At 37.9% G+C, this 17037-nt stretch carries 13 protein-coding genes; 9 read left to right on the top strand and 4 right to left on the bottom strand.

The window, feature by feature from the left end:
• Positions 1–15 precede the first annotated feature (15 nt).
• The 4 genes from ACK3CR_RS20020 to ACK3CR_RS20005 all read left to right on the top strand — a co-directional run bounded on the left by ACK3CR_RS20020 (position 16) and on the right by ACK3CR_RS20005 (position 4036).
• A complete protein-coding gene (locus ACK3CR_RS20020) occupies positions 16–1107 on the top strand; it encodes a citrate synthase/methylcitrate synthase (protein WP_268583528.1) in 1092 nt (363 codons plus the stop codon).
• 76 nt (positions 1108–1183) lie between these two features.
• The gene (locus ACK3CR_RS20015; protein ID WP_243518329.1) at positions 1184–2617 is read left to right on the top strand and encodes a GntP family permease; all 1434 of its coding nucleotides are present in this window, start codon (positions 1184–1186) and stop codon (positions 2615–2617) included.
• A gap of 133 nt (positions 2618–2750) precedes the next feature.
• Positions 2751–3560, top strand: coding sequence for a VLRF1 family aeRF1-type release factor (locus tag ACK3CR_RS20010; protein WP_243518331.1), 810 nt, complete (start codon positions 2751–2753; stop codon positions 3558–3560).
• Between the two features lie 146 nt (positions 3561–3706).
• Positions 3707–4036: a hypothetical protein gene (locus ACK3CR_RS20005; RefSeq protein ID WP_019391898.1), complete on the top strand. Its 330-nt coding sequence runs from the start codon at positions 3707–3709 to the stop codon at positions 4034–4036.
• Positions 4037–4186: 150 nt separating this feature from the next.
• On the opposite strand, the gene ACK3CR_RS20000 is transcribed toward ACK3CR_RS20005, so the two are convergent.
• On the bottom strand, positions 4187–4777 hold the full coding sequence (locus tag ACK3CR_RS20000) for a TetR/AcrR family transcriptional regulator (RefSeq protein WP_243518333.1): 591 nt from the start codon (positions 4775–4777) through the stop codon (positions 4187–4189).
• Between the two features lie 222 nt (positions 4778–4999).
• Here ACK3CR_RS20000 and ACK3CR_RS19995 point away from each other — a divergent pair, with 222 nt between their 5' ends.
• Positions 5000–6505 (top strand): DHA2 family efflux MFS transporter permease subunit, encoded by a 1506-nt coding sequence (locus ACK3CR_RS19995; protein ID WP_430237486.1) that lies wholly within the window; start codon positions 5000–5002, stop codon positions 6503–6505.
• A 124-nt stretch (positions 6506–6629) separates the two neighbouring features.
• Here ACK3CR_RS19995 and ACK3CR_RS19990 read toward each other — a convergent pair whose 3' ends face one another.
• Both ACK3CR_RS19990 and ACK3CR_RS19985 read right to left on the bottom strand, forming a co-directional pair.
• Positions 6630–7121 carry a hypothetical protein gene (locus ACK3CR_RS19990; protein ID WP_243518338.1) on the bottom strand — a complete coding sequence of 164 codons (492 nt, stop codon included), beginning with the start codon at positions 7119–7121 and terminating at the stop codon, positions 6630–6632.
• Between the two features lie 407 nt (positions 7122–7528).
• Positions 7529–8071, bottom strand: a complete 543-nt coding sequence (locus tag ACK3CR_RS19985) for an outer spore coat protein CotE (RefSeq protein ID WP_243518340.1) — start codon at positions 8069–8071, stop codon at positions 7529–7531.
• 238 nt (positions 8072–8309) lie between these two features.
• On the opposite strand from ACK3CR_RS19985, the gene mutS reads away from it, so the two are divergent.
• On the top strand, positions 8310–10994 hold the full coding sequence (gene mutS, locus ACK3CR_RS19980; protein WP_488976217.1) for a DNA mismatch repair protein MutS: 2685 nt from the start codon (positions 8310–8312) through the stop codon (positions 10992–10994).
• A gap of 43 nt (positions 10995–11037) precedes the next feature.
• The gene (mutL, locus tag ACK3CR_RS19975) at positions 11038–12912 is read left to right on the top strand and encodes a DNA mismatch repair endonuclease MutL (RefSeq protein ID WP_488976045.1); all 1875 of its coding nucleotides are present in this window, start codon (positions 11038–11040) and stop codon (positions 12910–12912) included.
• Positions 12913–12956: 44 nt separating this feature from the next.
• On the opposite strand, the gene ACK3CR_RS19970 is transcribed toward mutL, so the two are convergent.
• Complete coding sequence (locus tag ACK3CR_RS19970) at positions 12957–14327, bottom strand: amino acid permease (protein ID WP_243518344.1); 1371 nt, start codon at positions 14325–14327, stop codon at positions 12957–12959.
• A 695-nt stretch (positions 14328–15022) separates the two neighbouring features.
• Between ACK3CR_RS19970 and ACK3CR_RS19965 the strand changes: the two genes are divergently transcribed.
• Positions 15023–16123 (top strand): peptidoglycan-binding protein, encoded by a 1101-nt coding sequence (locus ACK3CR_RS19965; RefSeq protein ID WP_488976044.1) that lies wholly within the window; start codon positions 15023–15025, stop codon positions 16121–16123.
• Positions 16124–16236: 113 nt separating this feature from the next.
• Positions 16237–16974 (top strand): hypothetical protein, encoded by a 738-nt coding sequence (locus ACK3CR_RS19960; RefSeq protein ID WP_430237473.1) that lies wholly within the window; start codon positions 16237–16239, stop codon positions 16972–16974.
• The last annotated feature ends 63 nt before the right edge of the window (positions 16975–17037 follow it).

Genomic DNA, 17037 nt, shown 5'->3' with positions numbered 1-17037 from the left:
AAGGGGGATGAAAGCATGAGTTATTCAAAGGGGTTAGAAGGCGTAGTGGCAGCTGAAACGTATGTTGGTCATGTTGATGGAGAAAATGGCAAACTAATCTACAGAGGCTATATGGCTAAGGATTTAGCTGTAAACTACTCGTTTGAAGAGGTAGCTTACCTTGTTTGGAATGACGCACTTCCAAATGAAAAAGAGCTGAACGAATTTAAAAAAGCGTTAAAAGAGAATCGAAGTATTCCAGATTACGTTTTAAATATTTTACGAGTATTGCCAAAAGAAACAGAGATTATGAGCGTGCTAAGAACGTGTATTTCAGCGCTCGGCACAAAAGACTATGCGTGGCCTCCAAAAATTGATCAGGCAATGAAGCTAACGGCCATTACACCAACAATTATTGCGTACTGGTATCGCAAGCAAAATAACTTATCAATCATCAATCCGAACAACGAACTTGATCATGTAGCGAACTACCTTTATATGATTAAAGGAGAAAAGCCGCGTGAGGATCTTGTTAAAGCATTGAGCGCTTACTTTATCCTCACAATTGAGCATGGAATGAATGCCTCAACGTTCTCAAGTCGGGTTGTTACATCAACAGAGTCTGATATGGTGTCAGCTCTTTGCGCCGCTATTGGTGCAATGAAAGGACCGCTTCACGGCGGAGCTCCTTCTGGCGTTATTTCAATGCTTGACGAAATTTCAAGCAAAGAAGAAATTGAACCATGGGTGAGAGCACGCTTAGATAAAGGTGAAAAAATTATGGGATTTGGTCACCGTGTCTACAGAACAAGAGATCCTCGTTCTGAAGCTCTGAAAACCGTTCTTCAAAGCGTTGCAAGTAAAAATAACTGGTTTGATCTTGTGCTTGAAGTTGAAAAAACAACGATTGCTCTTTTAGAGGAATATAAGCCAGGACGCGGCATTTACACAAATGTTGAATACTTTGCAGCCGCTGTTATGAAGTCCATTGACCTACATTCTTCTCTTTTTACGCCAACGTTCACAGCAAGCCGATTTGTGGGATGGACAGCACATATTCTCGAACAGTCGGCATCAAATAGAATTTATCGACCACAGTCTGTTTATAAAGGACCTGTTCCAGTTTAAAAGGATGAAAAGAGCCGGCAGAGGCGTTCTCTGCCGGCTCTCATATAATAGATTCTAAAGTATTGGAGGGAAAGAGATGGATGTCGTCATCATTCTATTTTCACTCGGGTTACTCATGTTTATGGCTTATAGGGGATACAGCGTTATTTTATTTGCTCCTATTGCTGCTCTTTTAGCAGTAGCCTTAACAAACCCAACTTACGTGCTCCCGTTTTTTAGTGAAGTATTTATGGTCAAGATGGTGGACTTTATTAAGCAGTATTTTCCTGTATTCTTACTTGGAGCCGTATTTGGAAAAGTAGTTGAAATGTCAGGGCTTGCGCGCATTATCGCTCAAACCATTATAAGTCTTGTTGGAGCAAAGCGAGCCATTTTAGCAACAGTTCTTCTTGGAGCTATTCTTACTTACAGCGGCGTTAGCTTGTTTGTAGTTGTGTTTGCTGTTTATCCATTTGCAAACAACATGTTCAGAGAAGCGAATATTCCGAAGCGTCTTCTGCCAGCGGCAATTGCGCTTGGAGCCGTTACATTCACAATGGACGCGCTCCCTGGAACACCGCAAATTCAAAACGTTATTCCAACAACCTTCTTCAAAACAGATATTTATGCTGCTCCTATTTTAGGATTTATTGGAACCGCTTTCGTTTTGTTCACAACACTATTTTATCTTGAATGGCGCCGCAAGCAGGCTGCAAAGCGTGGAGAGGGCTATTCAGGGTCTTTGACAGAAGAGCAGCTTGCAGCATCCTCTGAGCTTGCAAAAGAAGAAAGCAAAGTAAGCGTTGAGTCTGTTACAACGGCAAAGAAGGTTTTAGCTTTTGTACCACTTGTCCTTGTTGGAGTATCGAACAAGTTTTTTACAGAAATGATTCCTAAATGGTATAGCGGTGGTTTTGATTTCTCAAAAATTGGACTTCCTACTTATAACGAAGTTGATTTATCAAAAGTAACCGGTATTTGGTCAGTAGAAATTGCGTTAGCGCTTGGAATTATTGCAACAATTGCGCTAAACTGGACGCCTGTTGTCCAAAATATGAAAAAAGGTCTTACAGAAGGAATTAGTGGCTCGCTTTTAGCTGTAATGAACACAGCTTCTGAATATGGATTTGGGGCCGTTATTGCTGCTCTTCCTGGCTTTTTAGTTATCCGTGACGGTATTTCACAAGCATTCACAAATCCGCTTGTAAACAGCGCTGTAACAACAAACGTTTTAGCAGGGGTTACAGGATCTGCCTCAGGTGGGATGAGTATTGTTCTTGGCGTTATGGGGGAGAAATATTATCAAGTTGCTCAAGCTGCTAATATTGATTTAGAAGTTATGCACAGAGTTATCTCAATGGCTTCAGGCGGGATGGATACTCTTCCACACAACGGAGCAATTATTACGCTTTTAGCTGTAACAGGAATGACCCACAAACAGTCATATGGAGACATTTTTGTAATCACAGTTGTTAAAACACTTGCTGCGTTTTTAATTATTGCAGTTTATATGCTAACAGGTCTAGTTTAAACGAAAAAGGGAAATTTAGCGTGAGTAAAAACAGGACTTTTCTCACACTGGAATTTCCTTTTTTTACGTTTATCTCTCTCTCAAAAAAGCAATATATATACTAAGTCTTGAATTAAAGGAGGTTTTTTGATAGATGAGTCTAAACGAGATTTTTAATAAGCTAGAGCACGTGAAAACTCAGGCACCAGACAAAATCCTCACGCTGTATATTAACACAGATCGGCGCGATCAAGATCAGCAAGGCGGTGAATATAAAATAGCGCTTAAAACAGGATTTAAAAGACTAGAAGAGTACATGAAAAGAAGTGATGAAGAAGAGCAAAAAAGAGTGTGTGCTCTCCGTGAGAAAGTAGAAGGATATATAAGAGATCAAGAACGGAAGATGCCGCGCAGTTTTGTGATTTTTGCATCATGCGACAGCGAGATTTGGGAGGTTATGTCTCTTCAGATTCCTGTTGAAACAAACTTTTATTGGGAAGAACATCCTGTCTTAGAGCCGCTTCAGCGTCTTTATGAAACATACCCAAATACAGGAATTGTGCTGCTTCAGCAAACAGAAGTAAAAATTATTGATACAAAGCTTTCTAAAGTTCAAGGAGTTAAGCATTATCAGTACGATCTTGATATAGATGATTGGCGCCTACATGAAGGACCTTCAAAAGCGGATATAAACATGGGTGGAGGAGCTAATGTAGCAAGTCAGAAAGACGAGTTTCAAGAGCGTGTTAACGCCAATCAGAAGCGCTTTTGGAAGAGCATGGGAAGCAAACTCGACAAAATTGCCGCAGACAATAAATGGTCTTTAATTCTTCTTGTAGGAGATAAGGAGATTGCAAAAACAATTGAAGGAAATATGAATAAGAGAATAGATGAGATGATTGAGAAAAACTTACTGAATGAAGAAGAAAATAAAGTCGTTCAAGAGCTTTTAAAAACGTCTTAAAAAGGAGGAGGGAGTTTCCCTCCTTTTTTTATTTATGCCTTAAAAAGTTTCACTTTGATGGAACGGTGGAATAGATAACCATAGAACTTGTCTAACTAGATTTTTTAAAAGAAATAAAACGACGAAAAGATAAAGGAGGAGGCGCCATGAGTGGATCAGCACTTACTTTTTTAATTTCAGGAATTGTTAGCGGGATTATTTTGATTGTTGTTTCATATATTCTAGCACGACTAAACCCATTTAAAATGTTCTTTTCACGCTTGCTTTTACCAGGGGTTTGCTTGATAGGATCCGCTATTATTACGATTCGCTTTTATTCAAACAATGAGACATTAAGTCAAGGAGGGGGAACCTATTTATACTTTGTGATTCCTCTAGGTGTTGCAGCCCTTATTGCTTTCATTATCTGCTTAATTATTAAGCCAACAGGACATAGTGAAACTGGTCAGCGTAAGCTTCATGACAAATCTTCATAATGAGAAGCATTGCTTCTGAAAGGGTAGGGAAGTAAAGTTTCAAAGTACAGTGAAAAAGAGTTCGTGCACTTAAGTGCGCGAACTCTTTTTTTATATCTAAATTCATATTATGGTTGATTTTCAATCTCTTGTTGCCTCACCAACTTTCAATCAAATCTCTTCCATTCTTAATTTAAAAAGCATATATAACTTTTTGGCAAGAAACTGCGGTGTATAAGGCATATCTCGATGCAGCCATTTTACAATGGTTCCGATTAGAGCTGAAGAACTGTACCAGATCGCAATATCTACAGGAATGTCTTTCGTAGCAAGGAAGGGAGCATTTTCCGTTCGCTTTGTTATGATATCTGAAAGGGTATTTAACAAACGCTCCGTAAAAATCGGGGTTCGTCTAGAACCAAGAACGACTTTATAAAATTTAGCATTGTCAGCAATATACTCTAGTAGGTCTAGGAGCTTCAACTCTTCTATTTCTTTAGAGTTATCCCGGGAGCTTTCAGTACTCATCATGATTTCCTCAATATCCTCTACCATTTCCTGTGCCATCTTCTCTAACATGTCTTGAATATCACGATAATGGAGATAAAATGTAACACGATTAATTGTTGCGCGTTCTGCAAGTCGATTTACACTAATTTTGCTAACTTCCATCTCCTGTAGAAGATCAATTAAAGCATCCTTTATTAACTGACGTGTACGAATAACTCGTGGATCTATCCGGGCTTTTGAATGGTCTTTCATCGATAATCACCTTTCTCTATTAAATGGAATTTACATTTTGCTAAGTTCTGTCTATTATTCTGGAGTTTATTAACACAAAGTGAACGAACTGATAACTAATATACAGTTCTTGAAAAATTGTCTGTTGTCATAATTACTTTTCATAATGTAATTTATACAGTGTAAATTATTCAACACTTTGTAAAAAAAGTCTATATTAAAATGAGAAAGGATAAGATAGGATTGAATAATCAAACGAAAATAGTTTCCGATTCGATAAAAAAAGGACCTATTATGTTCATTATGGTTTTAGGTGCTTTTCTTGCCACCTTAAACCAAACACTCATGAGCGTCGCTACTCCTGAACTAATGGTTGAATTCAAAATTTCAGCTACAACAGCTCAGTGGTTAACGACAGGTTATATGTTAGTAAATGGTGTCTTGATTCCTATTACTGCATACTTAATGCAACGTTTTACAACACGCGAGCTTTTTCAAGCTTCCATGTTCATCTTTCTAGCCGGGACAATTGTTTCAGCTGTAGCATCAGGATTTTCTGTCCTGTTAACGGGACGTATGATTCAAGCAGCAGGTGCAGGGATCATTATGCCGTTGCTTACACATGTTATTTTGACGATCTTCCCTCGCGAAAAGAGAGGAGCGGCCATGGGAATGGTCGGTCTTGCTGTTATTTTTGCTCCAGCAATTGGACCAACAATTGCTGGATATATTATTGAAAACTACAAATGGGAAACAATGTTTTATGGAATGATTCCGTTTGCTGTTGTTGTTATCATATTAGGATTCATTTATCTCCGTAATGTATCTGATCGAATTAAAACAAAATTTGATATCTTAAGTGTTGCTCTTTCTACGATAGGCTTTGGGGCCTTACTTTATGGGTTTAGCCAAGCTGGAAGTCTTGGATGGTCACATATAGAAGTGCTAAGTACAATAACTGTCGGAATTTTGTCTCTTGTCCTCTTTTCATGGAAAGAATTAAGATCTCAAAATCCATTGCTTGATTTGCGTGTGTTCAAATACAATATGTTCTCTTTAACAACCATCATTAATATTGCAGTTACGATGATTATGTATGCAGATATGATGTTACTTCCATTATATCTACAGGATATGCGTGGTTACACAGCTGTTGAGTCTGGTCTTCTTCTTCTTCCAGGTGCGCTTATAATGGGCTTCCTTATGCCAGTGACTGGAAAGCTGTTCGATCGCTTTGGTGCGAAATGGTTAGCTATTATTGGCATGATTGTAACCATTGTGACAACTCTTGGTTTTATCAACTTAACGGATTCAACTAGTTATACTTATTTGATCCTCATGTCAACAGGGCGACGCATTGGAATGGCTTTAATGATGATGCCGATACAAACTGCAGGCTTAAATCAGCTTCCACAACAATTAAATGCTCATGGAACAGCAATAAGTAATACAATTCGTCAAGTTGCCGGTGCTGTCGGTACTTCGCTTCTTGTAACAGTGATGACAACCCGTACAGAGTCACATCTACAGGATATGATGCCTACTGTTGTTACTAAAGGTTTGTCTCAAAGAGAGCTTATTACAGAAGCTTCTATACAAGGGGTGAATGACGCTTATCTTGTGATTATTGGGATTGGTATTATTGGCCTGCTAATGTCCTTCTTTATTAAGAAAGTGAAACAGGCCTCTGAAGTAGAATCTAATAATCCTTCAGAACAAGCAGTAGCAGAGAAGTTAAGCACAAATTAAGGTGATTTGACTTTCTGGATAAATATGAAGCAATCCACAGTTAGAAATGAAAATTACACAAAAAGCTCTCCTTCTATGAGGAGAGCTTTTTTTAATTTATCATTAAAATTATACATATGTTTTTCTAAGCAATCTGCTTTATTTTCCTTGGTAAACATACTTTTCTGATTCTCATTAAATTTAGGTACGTAATAGCTATAAATACTACACTAATAGTTAATGGGACTATATAGTAGTGACGGTTAAATAATGTATTATAGCGATCTAAAGGAGTAAGGTAGATGGCCGCACAAAGGCTCATAGCTCCTAATACAACTGTTGTTATTAAATTTAAGTTTTTACTTTTTATATTTCTATAAATAAAAAGGGTATTCGTCATTAACATCCACATACTCAGTACAAGGAGGGCATGAGGAATTCTTTCTCCGTATAAGGAATGAAAGTTAAAAATCACAGCGGAAAGAATAATAAGAGCAGCAATAGGTGTTATCATTAATATTCTCGTTTGAAAGGCTAAGCCTTTTAGAGATAAATCACCTTTTAGACTAATGAGTTTATTCGTGTTTACAACGGAAAGAATGGAAAAAAGGATTGCTAAAACGATGGCAATAAACAAAAAATCACTTCCTAAACAATAATATGTAAATATTATACTATATATAAATATTTAGGAAGCAATTGAATTTAAGAAAAAGAGGGGTACGTAGTAATTTAGGAATCAGTTTACTTCCAAAATTACTATTAAGAAGGTGTTCTGCAGATATAGCCATTAAACCGTTAAAAAGCCAGGTTTTTAGACAAATTGGAGTTTTACTGAATACAAAGAGGGGGGCACAAACACCATCTGTAGATAAAATGGTTGATTTTATTCATGAATGGATGAGGAAAAATAACTAGAAAAAGACTGTATGTAAATAATCTAAAACATCATCTTTACTTTTTTGATGTCTTTTGTTTAAGGAACTAAAAAATTTCCCCTTAATAAAAAAAGAGCTCGCAATGTGCGGGCTCTTTTATTGCTTTTTATTCTTCATCACCTAGGATGAAATCTGGATCTAAATCTTCAAACTCTTCATCATCAACATCTAAATCAAAGTCGTCATCTTCAAGGCCGTCTGGATTCACAGCAACAACGAGCTTTGTTTCTCCAACAACTTCAGCTAACAGCTCTCTTTCCACTTGGACAAGCACTTTATGGCCTTTTGGTGAGATTGTTGCTTCAAGGCAGTTTGGCTGCTGAAGTACGCGCACAATTACATCGCACTCTTCATCATTAATTTGTTCGGCATCTCGGTAGCGAAGACGAATTGTATCTTTATACGATGTTTCCTCTGTCACAACTTCTGTTTTTGTATTGTCATCATAAGAATACCATGTGTTAATATCATACGTTCCATCAACTTCAACAAGGTTTCCACGCTTTCTCGCTTTATATTGGTGATTGATAACCCAGCAACCGAGAATACTTGTTGGTCGATTTGGTGGTGTTAACGTATGAGATGACTGCGTAAACTTTCGGCCTTTGCCTGTAACAGCTTTTGTAATAATCTCTCTATAGTTTGCCATATTCAGCGAACCCTCCTCAACTATTTTCATTCTAGCTTATGCGCTATATGAGACGCTTTTGCTAACTTTTTTTAGAGAAAGCAAAAAAGCGCTACATCAGATTGTATGCGAGGACAAAGTAACGTTATGTCTCTTTCTATAGATTCTAGGGAGTTTATACCTTTTTAAAAAGTTCAGCTTTTTATGTTATAATACGGCTTGATAATAATAAATGAAGAGATGAAATGTGGGGATAACAATGGCAGGGTATACGCCAATGATACAGCAATATTTAAAAATCAAGGCAGAGCATGAAGATGCCTTTTTATTTTTTCGCCTTGGAGATTTTTATGAAATGTTCTTCAACGACGCGCTCACTGCGTCTCGTGAACTTGAAATTACATTAACAAGCCGCGATGGAGGCGGAAGTGAACGCATTCCAATGTGTGGCATTCCATACCATTCTTCAAACGGCTATATTGAAAGACTTATTGAAAAAGGCTATAAAGTAGCTATTTGTGAACAAGTGGAAGACCCTAAAACAGCTAAAGGCGTTGTAAAGCGAGAAGTTGTGCAAGTAATTTCACCAGGAACGCTTATGAATGAGAGCGGATTGCGTGAGAAAGAAAATAATTATATTGGAAGTTTAACAGAATTTGAGGACGGGACGTTTGGTCTTTCATTTGCAGATTTATCAACAGGTGAAAGCTATGTCACTCTTTTATCAAAAGATGTTGATACGGTTGTTGGTGAACTTTATACGAGAATGGTTCGTGAAATTGTCGTGTCTGAAAACTTTTCAGGCAGTGTTTTAGCACGTCTGAAAGAAAGTATGACAGTGACGATTTCCTATTCAGAAGAAACCGAATCAGACGAAGAAATTGAGAAACTAACATCACACCTTCAACAAGACAAGCTTGTAAAAACGAGCGCACGTCTTTTCCACTACTTGCGTAAAACACAAAATAGATCACTTGATCACTTACAGCGTCCACTCTTTTACCAAATTGATCAATTTATGAAAATTGACTTTTACTCTAAGCGTAATTTAGAGCTAACAGAGACGATTCGTTCTAAAGGTAAGAAAGGTTCACTTCTATGGCTTTTAGATGAAACAGTAACAGCAATGGGAGGGCGCTTATTAAAACAGTGGATTGACAGACCGCTTCTAAAAAAAGCAGACATTGAGCGTCGTCATACAATGGTTGCAACACTTATGGAACAGTTTTTCGAAAAAGAAGAACTTCGTGACTTGCTAAAAGACGTTTACGATCTTGAGCGTTTAGCAGGACGAGTTGCCTTTGGAAACGTTAATGCTCGGGACCTTGTACAGTTAAAAAAATCGTTAAACAACGTTCCAGCCATTGAAGAAGTGATAAAACGCCTTGATCAGCCATATGCAGAAGAGCTGTTAAATGGCTTAGATCGCTGTGAAGATTTAGCTTCTCTGCTCGAAGAAAGCATTGTCGAGCAACCGCCTCTTTCCATTAAAGACGGAGATATTATTTCTGACGGTTACAACGCTGATCTTGATCAATACCGAGATGCAAGCAAAAACGGAAAGTCATGGATTGCAGCGCTTGAACGAAGAGAGCGTGAAAAAACAGGCATCAAATCGTTAAAAATCGGCTATAACCGCGTTTTTGGCTATTATATTGAAGTAACGCGTGCAAATCTGCATCTTTTAAAAGAAGGGCAGTACGAGCGCAAACAAACCTTAACAAATGCGGAGCGTTTTATTACGCCTGAACTAAAAGAAAAAGAAACATTAATTCTAGAAGCACAGGAGAAGAGCGTTGAACTAGAATATACGCTGTTTCTTGAGATTCGCGAACGTGTAAAAGAATATATTCCACGCTTGCAAAAGCTTGCGAAAGCGTTGAGCGAACTTGATGTTTTACAAGCTTTTGCGAAAGTGAGTGAAGAACGTCATTATGTACAGCCGTCCTTTTCTGGTTCACAATCATTAGAGCTTGAAAATGGTCGTCACCCTGTTGTCGAGAAAGTGATGAACTCTCAAGAATATGTGCCAAACAGCTGTAATATGTCTGATGACCGCTCTATTTTACTTATTACAGGACCAAATATGTCTGGTAAAAGTACGTATATGCGTCAAATTGCGTTAACATCTATTTTGGCTCAAATTGGCTGCTTTGTACCAGCGGATAAAGCAGTGTTACCAATCTTTGACCAAGTGTTCACAAGAATTGGAGCAGCAGATGACTTAATTTCAGGTCAAAGTACATTTATGGTAGAGATGCTTGAAGCTCGCAATGCACTCGTAAATGCAACGCAAAACAGCTTGATTTTACTTGATGAAATTGGGCGCGGAACGTCTACATATGACGGAATGGCGCTCGCTCAAGCGATTGTTGAATATATTCATGAATATATTGGCGCAACAACGCTGTTTTCAACACACTACCACGAGCTTACAGTTCTAGAAGACGAGCTGAAAAAGCTTTATAATGTACATGTAAGCGCAATTGAAAAGGATGGAAAAGTTGTTTTCCTTCATAAAATCAAAGACGGAGCTGCTGATCAAAGCTATGGTATTCATGTTGCAGAGCTTGCTGAACTTCCAGCACCATTGTTAGACAGAGCTCGAGTTATTTTAAAAGATCTTGAAGAAGGCAGCTTTGAAGTTCCAAAAGCACCTGTAAAAAGTATAGAAGTTCCAAAAGCACCTGTAAAAAGTATAGAAGATACACAACCTGCACATAAAGAAGTGAGTGCAGCAAGGGAAGAAGTAGAAGAAATTAAAGAAGAAGCGTCACAGCTTTCATTCTTCCAAGAAGAAAAAGCAAGTGTACCAGAAGAAAAACTTTCGAAAAAAGAGCAAGATATTTTGAGAAAGCTAAAAGACCTTGATATTCTAGAAATGACGCCGCTTCAGGCGCTAAATACGGTATATAGTCTGCAAAAGCAGCTGAAGAAAAAATAAGAGAGGGCTTTTCCTCTCTTTTTCTATATTAGGAGGGAGAAAGATGGCACAAATTGTGCAGCTCTCTGATGAGCTATCAAATAAAATTGCCGCAGGGGAAGTTGTCGAACGGCCAGCGTCGGTTGTAAAAGAGCTTGTGGAAAATGCCATTGATGCTAACAGCACTGTCATTGAAGTAGAGCTTGTTGAAGCAGGATTAACAAAAATTCGGATTGTTGATAACGGGGATGGCATTGAAAATGAAGACTGCTTAACCGCTTTTCGTCGTCATGCAACAAGTAAAATTAAAAATGAAGGAGATCTTTTTCGCATTAGAACGCTAGGTTTCCGAGGTGAAGCATTACCAAGTATCGCCTCTGTTTCAGAAGTGGATTTAAAAACAAGCTGTGGAGATGAAGCTGGTACTCACCTTTACTTAAGAGGTGGGGAAGTTGTGACACATGAGCTCTATTCAAGTCGCAAAGGAACAGATATTACAATTACAAATCTCTTTTTTAATACGCCAGCACGTTTAAAATATATGAAAACCATCAACACAGAGCTTGGCAATATTACGGATATTATGAACCGTCTTGCTCTTGCGAATCCACACATTTCATTTAAACTCCTGCATCATGATCGTAAACTGCTTCATACAAATGGAAATGGAGATGTACGTCAAGTGCTTGCTTCGATTTACGGAATCCGAATTGCCAAAAACATGATTCCTATTAAAGCTTCTTCACTTGATTATGAAGTTGACGGCTATATTGCCCTTCCTGAAGTGACAAGAGCTTCAAGAGCATATATGTCGACGGTTATTAACGGCCGACATATTAAAAACTTTGGTTTGTTAAAAGCCATAACGGCTGGATATCATACGCTTTTGCCAATTGGTCGCTATCCCATTGTATTTTTAAATATTAAGATGGACCCGCTTTTAGTCGATGTTAACGTACACCCAACAAAGCTTGAAGTTCGCTTAAGTAAAGAAGACGAGCTATTTTCTCTTGTTGAGGGGAGCATTAAAAAAGCGTTTAAAAAAGAGCAGCTTATCCCAGAAGTGGCCACAAAAGCGCCTGTTACAAAAGCCAAACCGCAAAGTGAACAAAGCGTTATGTCATTTGACTACAGCGAGTCGCCTTCTGTAAAAGAAGAGGGGATAGTAACGTACGAAAAAGCACCAGAGCCGCCTCCAGCCGAAGAGCCTGTAAAAGAAGATTTAGCATGGCTAAACGAGCTTGAACAGGAGGAAGAAAGAAAGTTTAATGAAGCACTCAAGCCACAGCAAGAGAATCTTGTTGAGGAAAAAGAGCGTGTAGAGGAAGAAAGAGCAGAGGAAGAAGAATCCTCTTCTCGTGTTCCAACACTTTATCCCATTGGTCAAATGCATGGAACATACATTTTAGCCCAAAATGAGAACGGTCTTTATATTATTGACCAGCATGCGGCACAAGAGCGAATCAAATACGAATACTTTCGTGACAAGCTTGGTGAAGTAGAGCCAGAAGTACAGGAAATGCTTGTTCCGATTACGCTTGAGTATTCAGCAAATGAAGCCATTGTAATTGAGGAGCACCGGGAAGCGCTAGCTAGCGTTGGCGTTTTTATTGAGTCGTTTGGTCACAACAGCTTTATCGTTCGCTCACATCCGCAATGGTTTCCAAAGGGAGAAGAAAAAGAAACCATTGAAGAAATGATTGAACAAGTACTTTCAATGCGAAAAGTGGATATCATCAAGCTTCGTGAAGAAGCAGCCATTATGATGAGCTGTAAAGGATCTATTAAAGCAAATCATCATCTTCGTCATGATGAGATTTTTGCGCTTTTACAGTCTTTAAGAGCATCAAGTGATCCATTCACATGTCCGCACGGTCGCCCGATTATTGTTCATTATTCAACATATGAGATGGAAAAAATGTTTAAGCGTGTGATGTAAAAGAAAAAGGCGTAACCTATTAAAGTAGGTTACGCCTTTTCTTTTTATTTTTTCGCTGCTACATCTTTCTTTATTTTTGCCTCTTGAACTTTGTAAATTACAATAAGCAAAATAAACCAAACAGGTGTAACAAATAACGAGACTCTTGTATCTTCTGCAAGTGCCAATACGACAATAATAAAGGCAAGAAAAGCAAGAATTAAATAGTTTGAAAATGGATAAAGCGGAAGCTTAAATTTATTCACTTTCGCTAAATCTGGTTTTGTTTTGCGATATTTCAAATGACAAATAACCGTGATTCCCCAAATGAAAATAAAGCAAACAGTTGAAATACTTGTAATAAGCGTAAAGACGCCTTCAGGCATTGTATAGTTCAAAACAACGCCAATTAAAACAACAATAGCTGAGAAAAACAGCGCATTTGAAGGAACTTTATTTGCTGTAAGTTTTGCTAATGCTTCTGGTGCGTTTTTATCTTTAGCGAGTGAGTACATCATACGGCTTGTACTGAAGATAGCACTGTTACATGCAGAAGCAGCAGATGTTAACACAACAAAGTTAATAATAGTTGCAGCTGCTACAATTCCAACAGCAACAAAAACTTGTACGAACGGACTTTCCGCTGGATTAATAGCATTCCATGGATAAATACTCATAATCACAATAAGTGCTCCAATATAGAAAATTAATATACGAAGCGGGATATTATTAATAGCTTTTGGAAGAACTTTTTCCGGGTTTTCTGTTTCACCTGCTGTAAGACCAACAAGTTCAATTCCAACGAAGGCAAAGACAACCATTTGGAAAGAAAGGATAAAGCCGCTCATTCCATTAGGGAACATGCCGCCGTGATTCCATAAGTTTGCAAATGTAGCTGGCCCTGAGTCAGTAGAGAAGCCTTTTAAAATCATGAAAAGCCCAATCACAATAAGAGCTAAAATTGCGATAACTTTAATTAAAGCAAACCAAAACTCCATCTCACCGAAAAGTTTGACAGTGGCAAGGTTCATAATTAGTAAAATCACAAGCGCAATTAATCCTGGAACCCATTGCGGAACGCTTGGGAACCAATATTGTGTATAAAGTCCAATTGCCGTTAAGTCTGCCATTGCAATGGAAATCCAGCAAAACCAGTAGGTCCAGCCGGTAATAAAGGCTGCCATATTTCCTAGATAATCTTGTACAAAATCAACAAAAGAATGATACTCTAAATTTGTTAGAAGTAATTCTCCAAGCGAGCGCATAATTAAAAAGCAGATTATTCCTGTAATAATATAAGCAAATAAAATTGATGGACCTGCAAGGTGAATGGACTTTCCAGCTCCAAGGAAAAGCCCTGTTCCAATCGCTCCACCAATTGCTATTAGTTGTACGTGTCGGTTTTTTAAACCTCTCGCCAGTTTCTGTTCTTGCATCTGTTTCCCCTCTTTCTCGTAACATCATAGCGTTTGACCATGTCAGCACGCCGTAATCTTAATTACATTTGTTTGATTCCTTTTTACTGGCTTTTTTAATGTGCATTTCACTCGTTTTCTCATTAAGTTATCAATGGCTGCAATAAAATATTATACCATTATCATAATCGATATTGAAAGATGACAATTTTTACATTTCTAGGTATAATGTTTCGTTTTAAGTAAAAGGAATGATTATTTTGAATAATCTAAAAATTTAAGTTTTGTAAATCTATTAGATGTGAAGCTGTAAAGGTATGTATGGTAGATAATGAGAAATAGTATTTATCTGTCTCTTTCTGATTTCTCATCTATTTTATAAAGATGATGCTGTCCTCCTTTCAATAAACTTATTATAGCGTATCATCTTTACATTTTCCTTACAAATATTCACTTTCCTCTTTCTAAAGCCTTCTTCTTCGACAAATTTTAAAAGGATTTTCATTTATAGCCTATAAATCTTTTATTCCTATAGTATTTTCCTCATTCTTTTTAAAAAACTATATTCCAAAATTAGATAACACGACTCTCTCATTTTTGAATAGAATGTAGTAATAGACATGAGAATTGAGCTATAGAGAGCTCTATTTCCTTCATTCTTTTTTAAGTAGGAAAGAGAGAAGGCAACATTGTCAAACAACTAGGGAGTGAATCATATGCCAGCCACTACTTTGGAATATCTGCTAGAGCGCTCGGAAAAGCGGCTAGTAGGGGTAAATGCTACAGTGGCAGCAAAAGCCATTGAGCTTATCAAACTTGCATATAGAAACGGAATTAATATTGCTGTTACACAAGGACTTCGTACTTTTACAGAACAAAATGCTCTATATGAACAAGGGCGGACAAAGCCAGGGAAAATCGTCACAAATGCAAGAGGAGGTCAGTCGATCCATAACTATGGGTTAGCGTTTGATATTGCCATTTTTGATGAAAACCAAAACGCGGTATGGACAGGAAATGATTATAATAGAGTCGGAAAATTAGGTCAGCAGCTTGGACTTGAATGGGGAGGAGCATGGCGATCTTTTAAAGATCTTCCACACTTTCAGTATACCTTTGGATTAACACTTTCGCAGCTTCAAGCAGGAAGAAGACCTCCATCAGGTGGAGCTGTTGCTCCTTCACAACCACTTCCGAAAAACTATCTTGAAAGAGGAGATAGCGGGACGCTCGTAAAAGGGTTGCAAGGAAAACTGCAGGCACTTGGATTTAGTGTGGGTTCAGGTGGGGTTGACGGAGATTATGGAGCGGGAACAGAACAAGCGGTAAAAGCATTTCAAAAAAAATACGGTTTAACAGCTGACGGTATTGCAGGAGCACTTACATTAGCAAAGCTTGATGAAGTATATAAAGCTTCTCAAAAACCAAAGCCAACCCCAGCACCGAAACCGGCGCCAAAACCAACAACACCGCCAGCACAAGACCCGGCAAAGGAGGAACCAAAAGTGGATAAAAGTAAGTTACCAGCAGATCCTGCTGCACGCGAAGAAGTGAATGAAGCGATTGAACGTGGAATTACCAACGGAGCACGTCCACAAGATGAAGCCAAACGTCAAGATGCAATGGTCATGGCAAAAAGAGCAGGAGATTTCCAAGACTATCAAATTCAAAACTTATATACAACATTCCAACAAGTAAAAGATAAACTACCTCTTCAAAAGCCGGAAGTATGGGAAGAAAAGCTTGAAAATGGCGATGTGTCACAGCAAGAAATGCTATATTTGATCGCTCAGCTTACACTTCGTTCATTTGGATAGAACTAAGACGTGAATTTCATATGAAATTCACGTCTTAGTTCTATAAGAATAAAGTATGGCAAGATAAGATTGAACACGTGTCTATTTGCATCGTTTAAAAGAGGGGACATATTATGACCTACATTCATTTTTTATGGATACTCGTTATCTTGCTTACAACCTACTTACCTTTTCTTACACTTTTGGGTGTTATCGTAAGTTTTGTTAGGAGAAAAAGTAGAAAACGCTCGTTTATCGCTCTTATGATTGCTGTTTTTCTACTTTGTCATATGAATGGAAATGGACAAAACATAGAAAACCTTATAGAAAGACTGCATGAGGGTTCTTTCGCCGCTGTTTTTCTTTTAATAGGCTATCTCTATTTAATATATTGGTGGAGTGCTTTTTTACATAGAAGAAGTAGGGAAAAGAAAGAGTTCGATTTTCTTAAAAAAGAAGACCTACCTCTTGAGCGAGCTGTAAAAAAAGGAAAGAGAGACAAAATCCTTATCGTGACGCTGACAATTGTTCTCGTTCTTTCAATTCCCTTTATTGCCTTTGTGTATCCTCGTTATATAAAAGAAAGATCAATTATTATAAGTCAATCTCTCATGAATATGAGCAAGGTGGAAATTGTGCAAGAAGGAAAACTACTCTCTTTCTTCGGTGAGCAAGGTATTAAAGTTTACTATGAGAAAGAAGGGAGTCCTCGCTATTCATTTCGTATAAACATAGATAATGAAGGAAAAAACGTAAAGCCAGACACTTTTAACGTCTATTGGCAAGATGAAGATCACGCATCGCTTATTATTAAAGATAAGAAAAATACGAGGGGAATTATCGCTATTAATCTATTAAATAGGATGAAATAATGGCATGCTGCTGATTATAAAAAGCGCCGTTCGTACAAACGAATGGCGCTTTTTAGTAAGGTG

This window comes from Priestia sp. TRM10 (genome assembly GCF_057808375.1).
Note: the sequence above shows the minus strand (reverse complement) of the source record. Positions and strands in the feature narration are given on the sequence as shown.

What these genes read in the sequence shown, in the direction of transcription:
- ACK3CR_RS20000 (WP_243518333.1), bottom strand. Translation starts at nt 4,777, where the DNA reads ATGAAAGACCATTCAAAAGCCCGGATAGATCCACGAGTTATTCGTACA.
- ACK3CR_RS20015 (WP_243518329.1), top strand. Translation starts at nt 1,184, where the DNA reads ATGGATGTCGTCATCATTCTATTTTCACTCGGGTTACTCATGTTTATG.
- ACK3CR_RS19985 (WP_243518340.1), bottom strand. Translation starts at nt 8,071, where the DNA reads ATGGCAAACTATAGAGAGATTATTACAAAAGCTGTTACAGGCAAAGGC.
- ACK3CR_RS20010 (WP_243518331.1), top strand. Translation starts at nt 2,751, where the DNA reads ATGAGTCTAAACGAGATTTTTAATAAGCTAGAGCACGTGAAAACTCAG.
- ACK3CR_RS19970 (WP_243518344.1), bottom strand. Translation starts at nt 14,327, where the DNA reads ATGCAAGAACAGAAACTGGCGAGAGGTTTAAAAAACCGACACGTACAA.
- mutS (WP_488976217.1), top strand. Translation starts at nt 8,310, where the DNA reads ATGGCAGGGTATACGCCAATGATACAGCAATATTTAAAAATCAAGGCA.
- mutL (WP_488976045.1), top strand. Translation starts at nt 11,038, where the DNA reads ATGGCACAAATTGTGCAGCTCTCTGATGAGCTATCAAATAAAATTGCC.
- ACK3CR_RS20005 (WP_019391898.1), top strand. Translation starts at nt 3,707, where the DNA reads ATGAGTGGATCAGCACTTACTTTTTTAATTTCAGGAATTGTTAGCGGG.
- ACK3CR_RS20020 (WP_268583528.1), top strand. Translation starts at nt 16, where the DNA reads ATGAGTTATTCAAAGGGGTTAGAAGGCGTAGTGGCAGCTGAAACGTAT.
- ACK3CR_RS19960 (WP_430237473.1), top strand. Translation starts at nt 16,237, where the DNA reads ATGACCTACATTCATTTTTTATGGATACTCGTTATCTTGCTTACAACC.
- ACK3CR_RS19965 (WP_488976044.1), top strand. Translation starts at nt 15,023, where the DNA reads ATGCCAGCCACTACTTTGGAATATCTGCTAGAGCGCTCGGAAAAGCGG.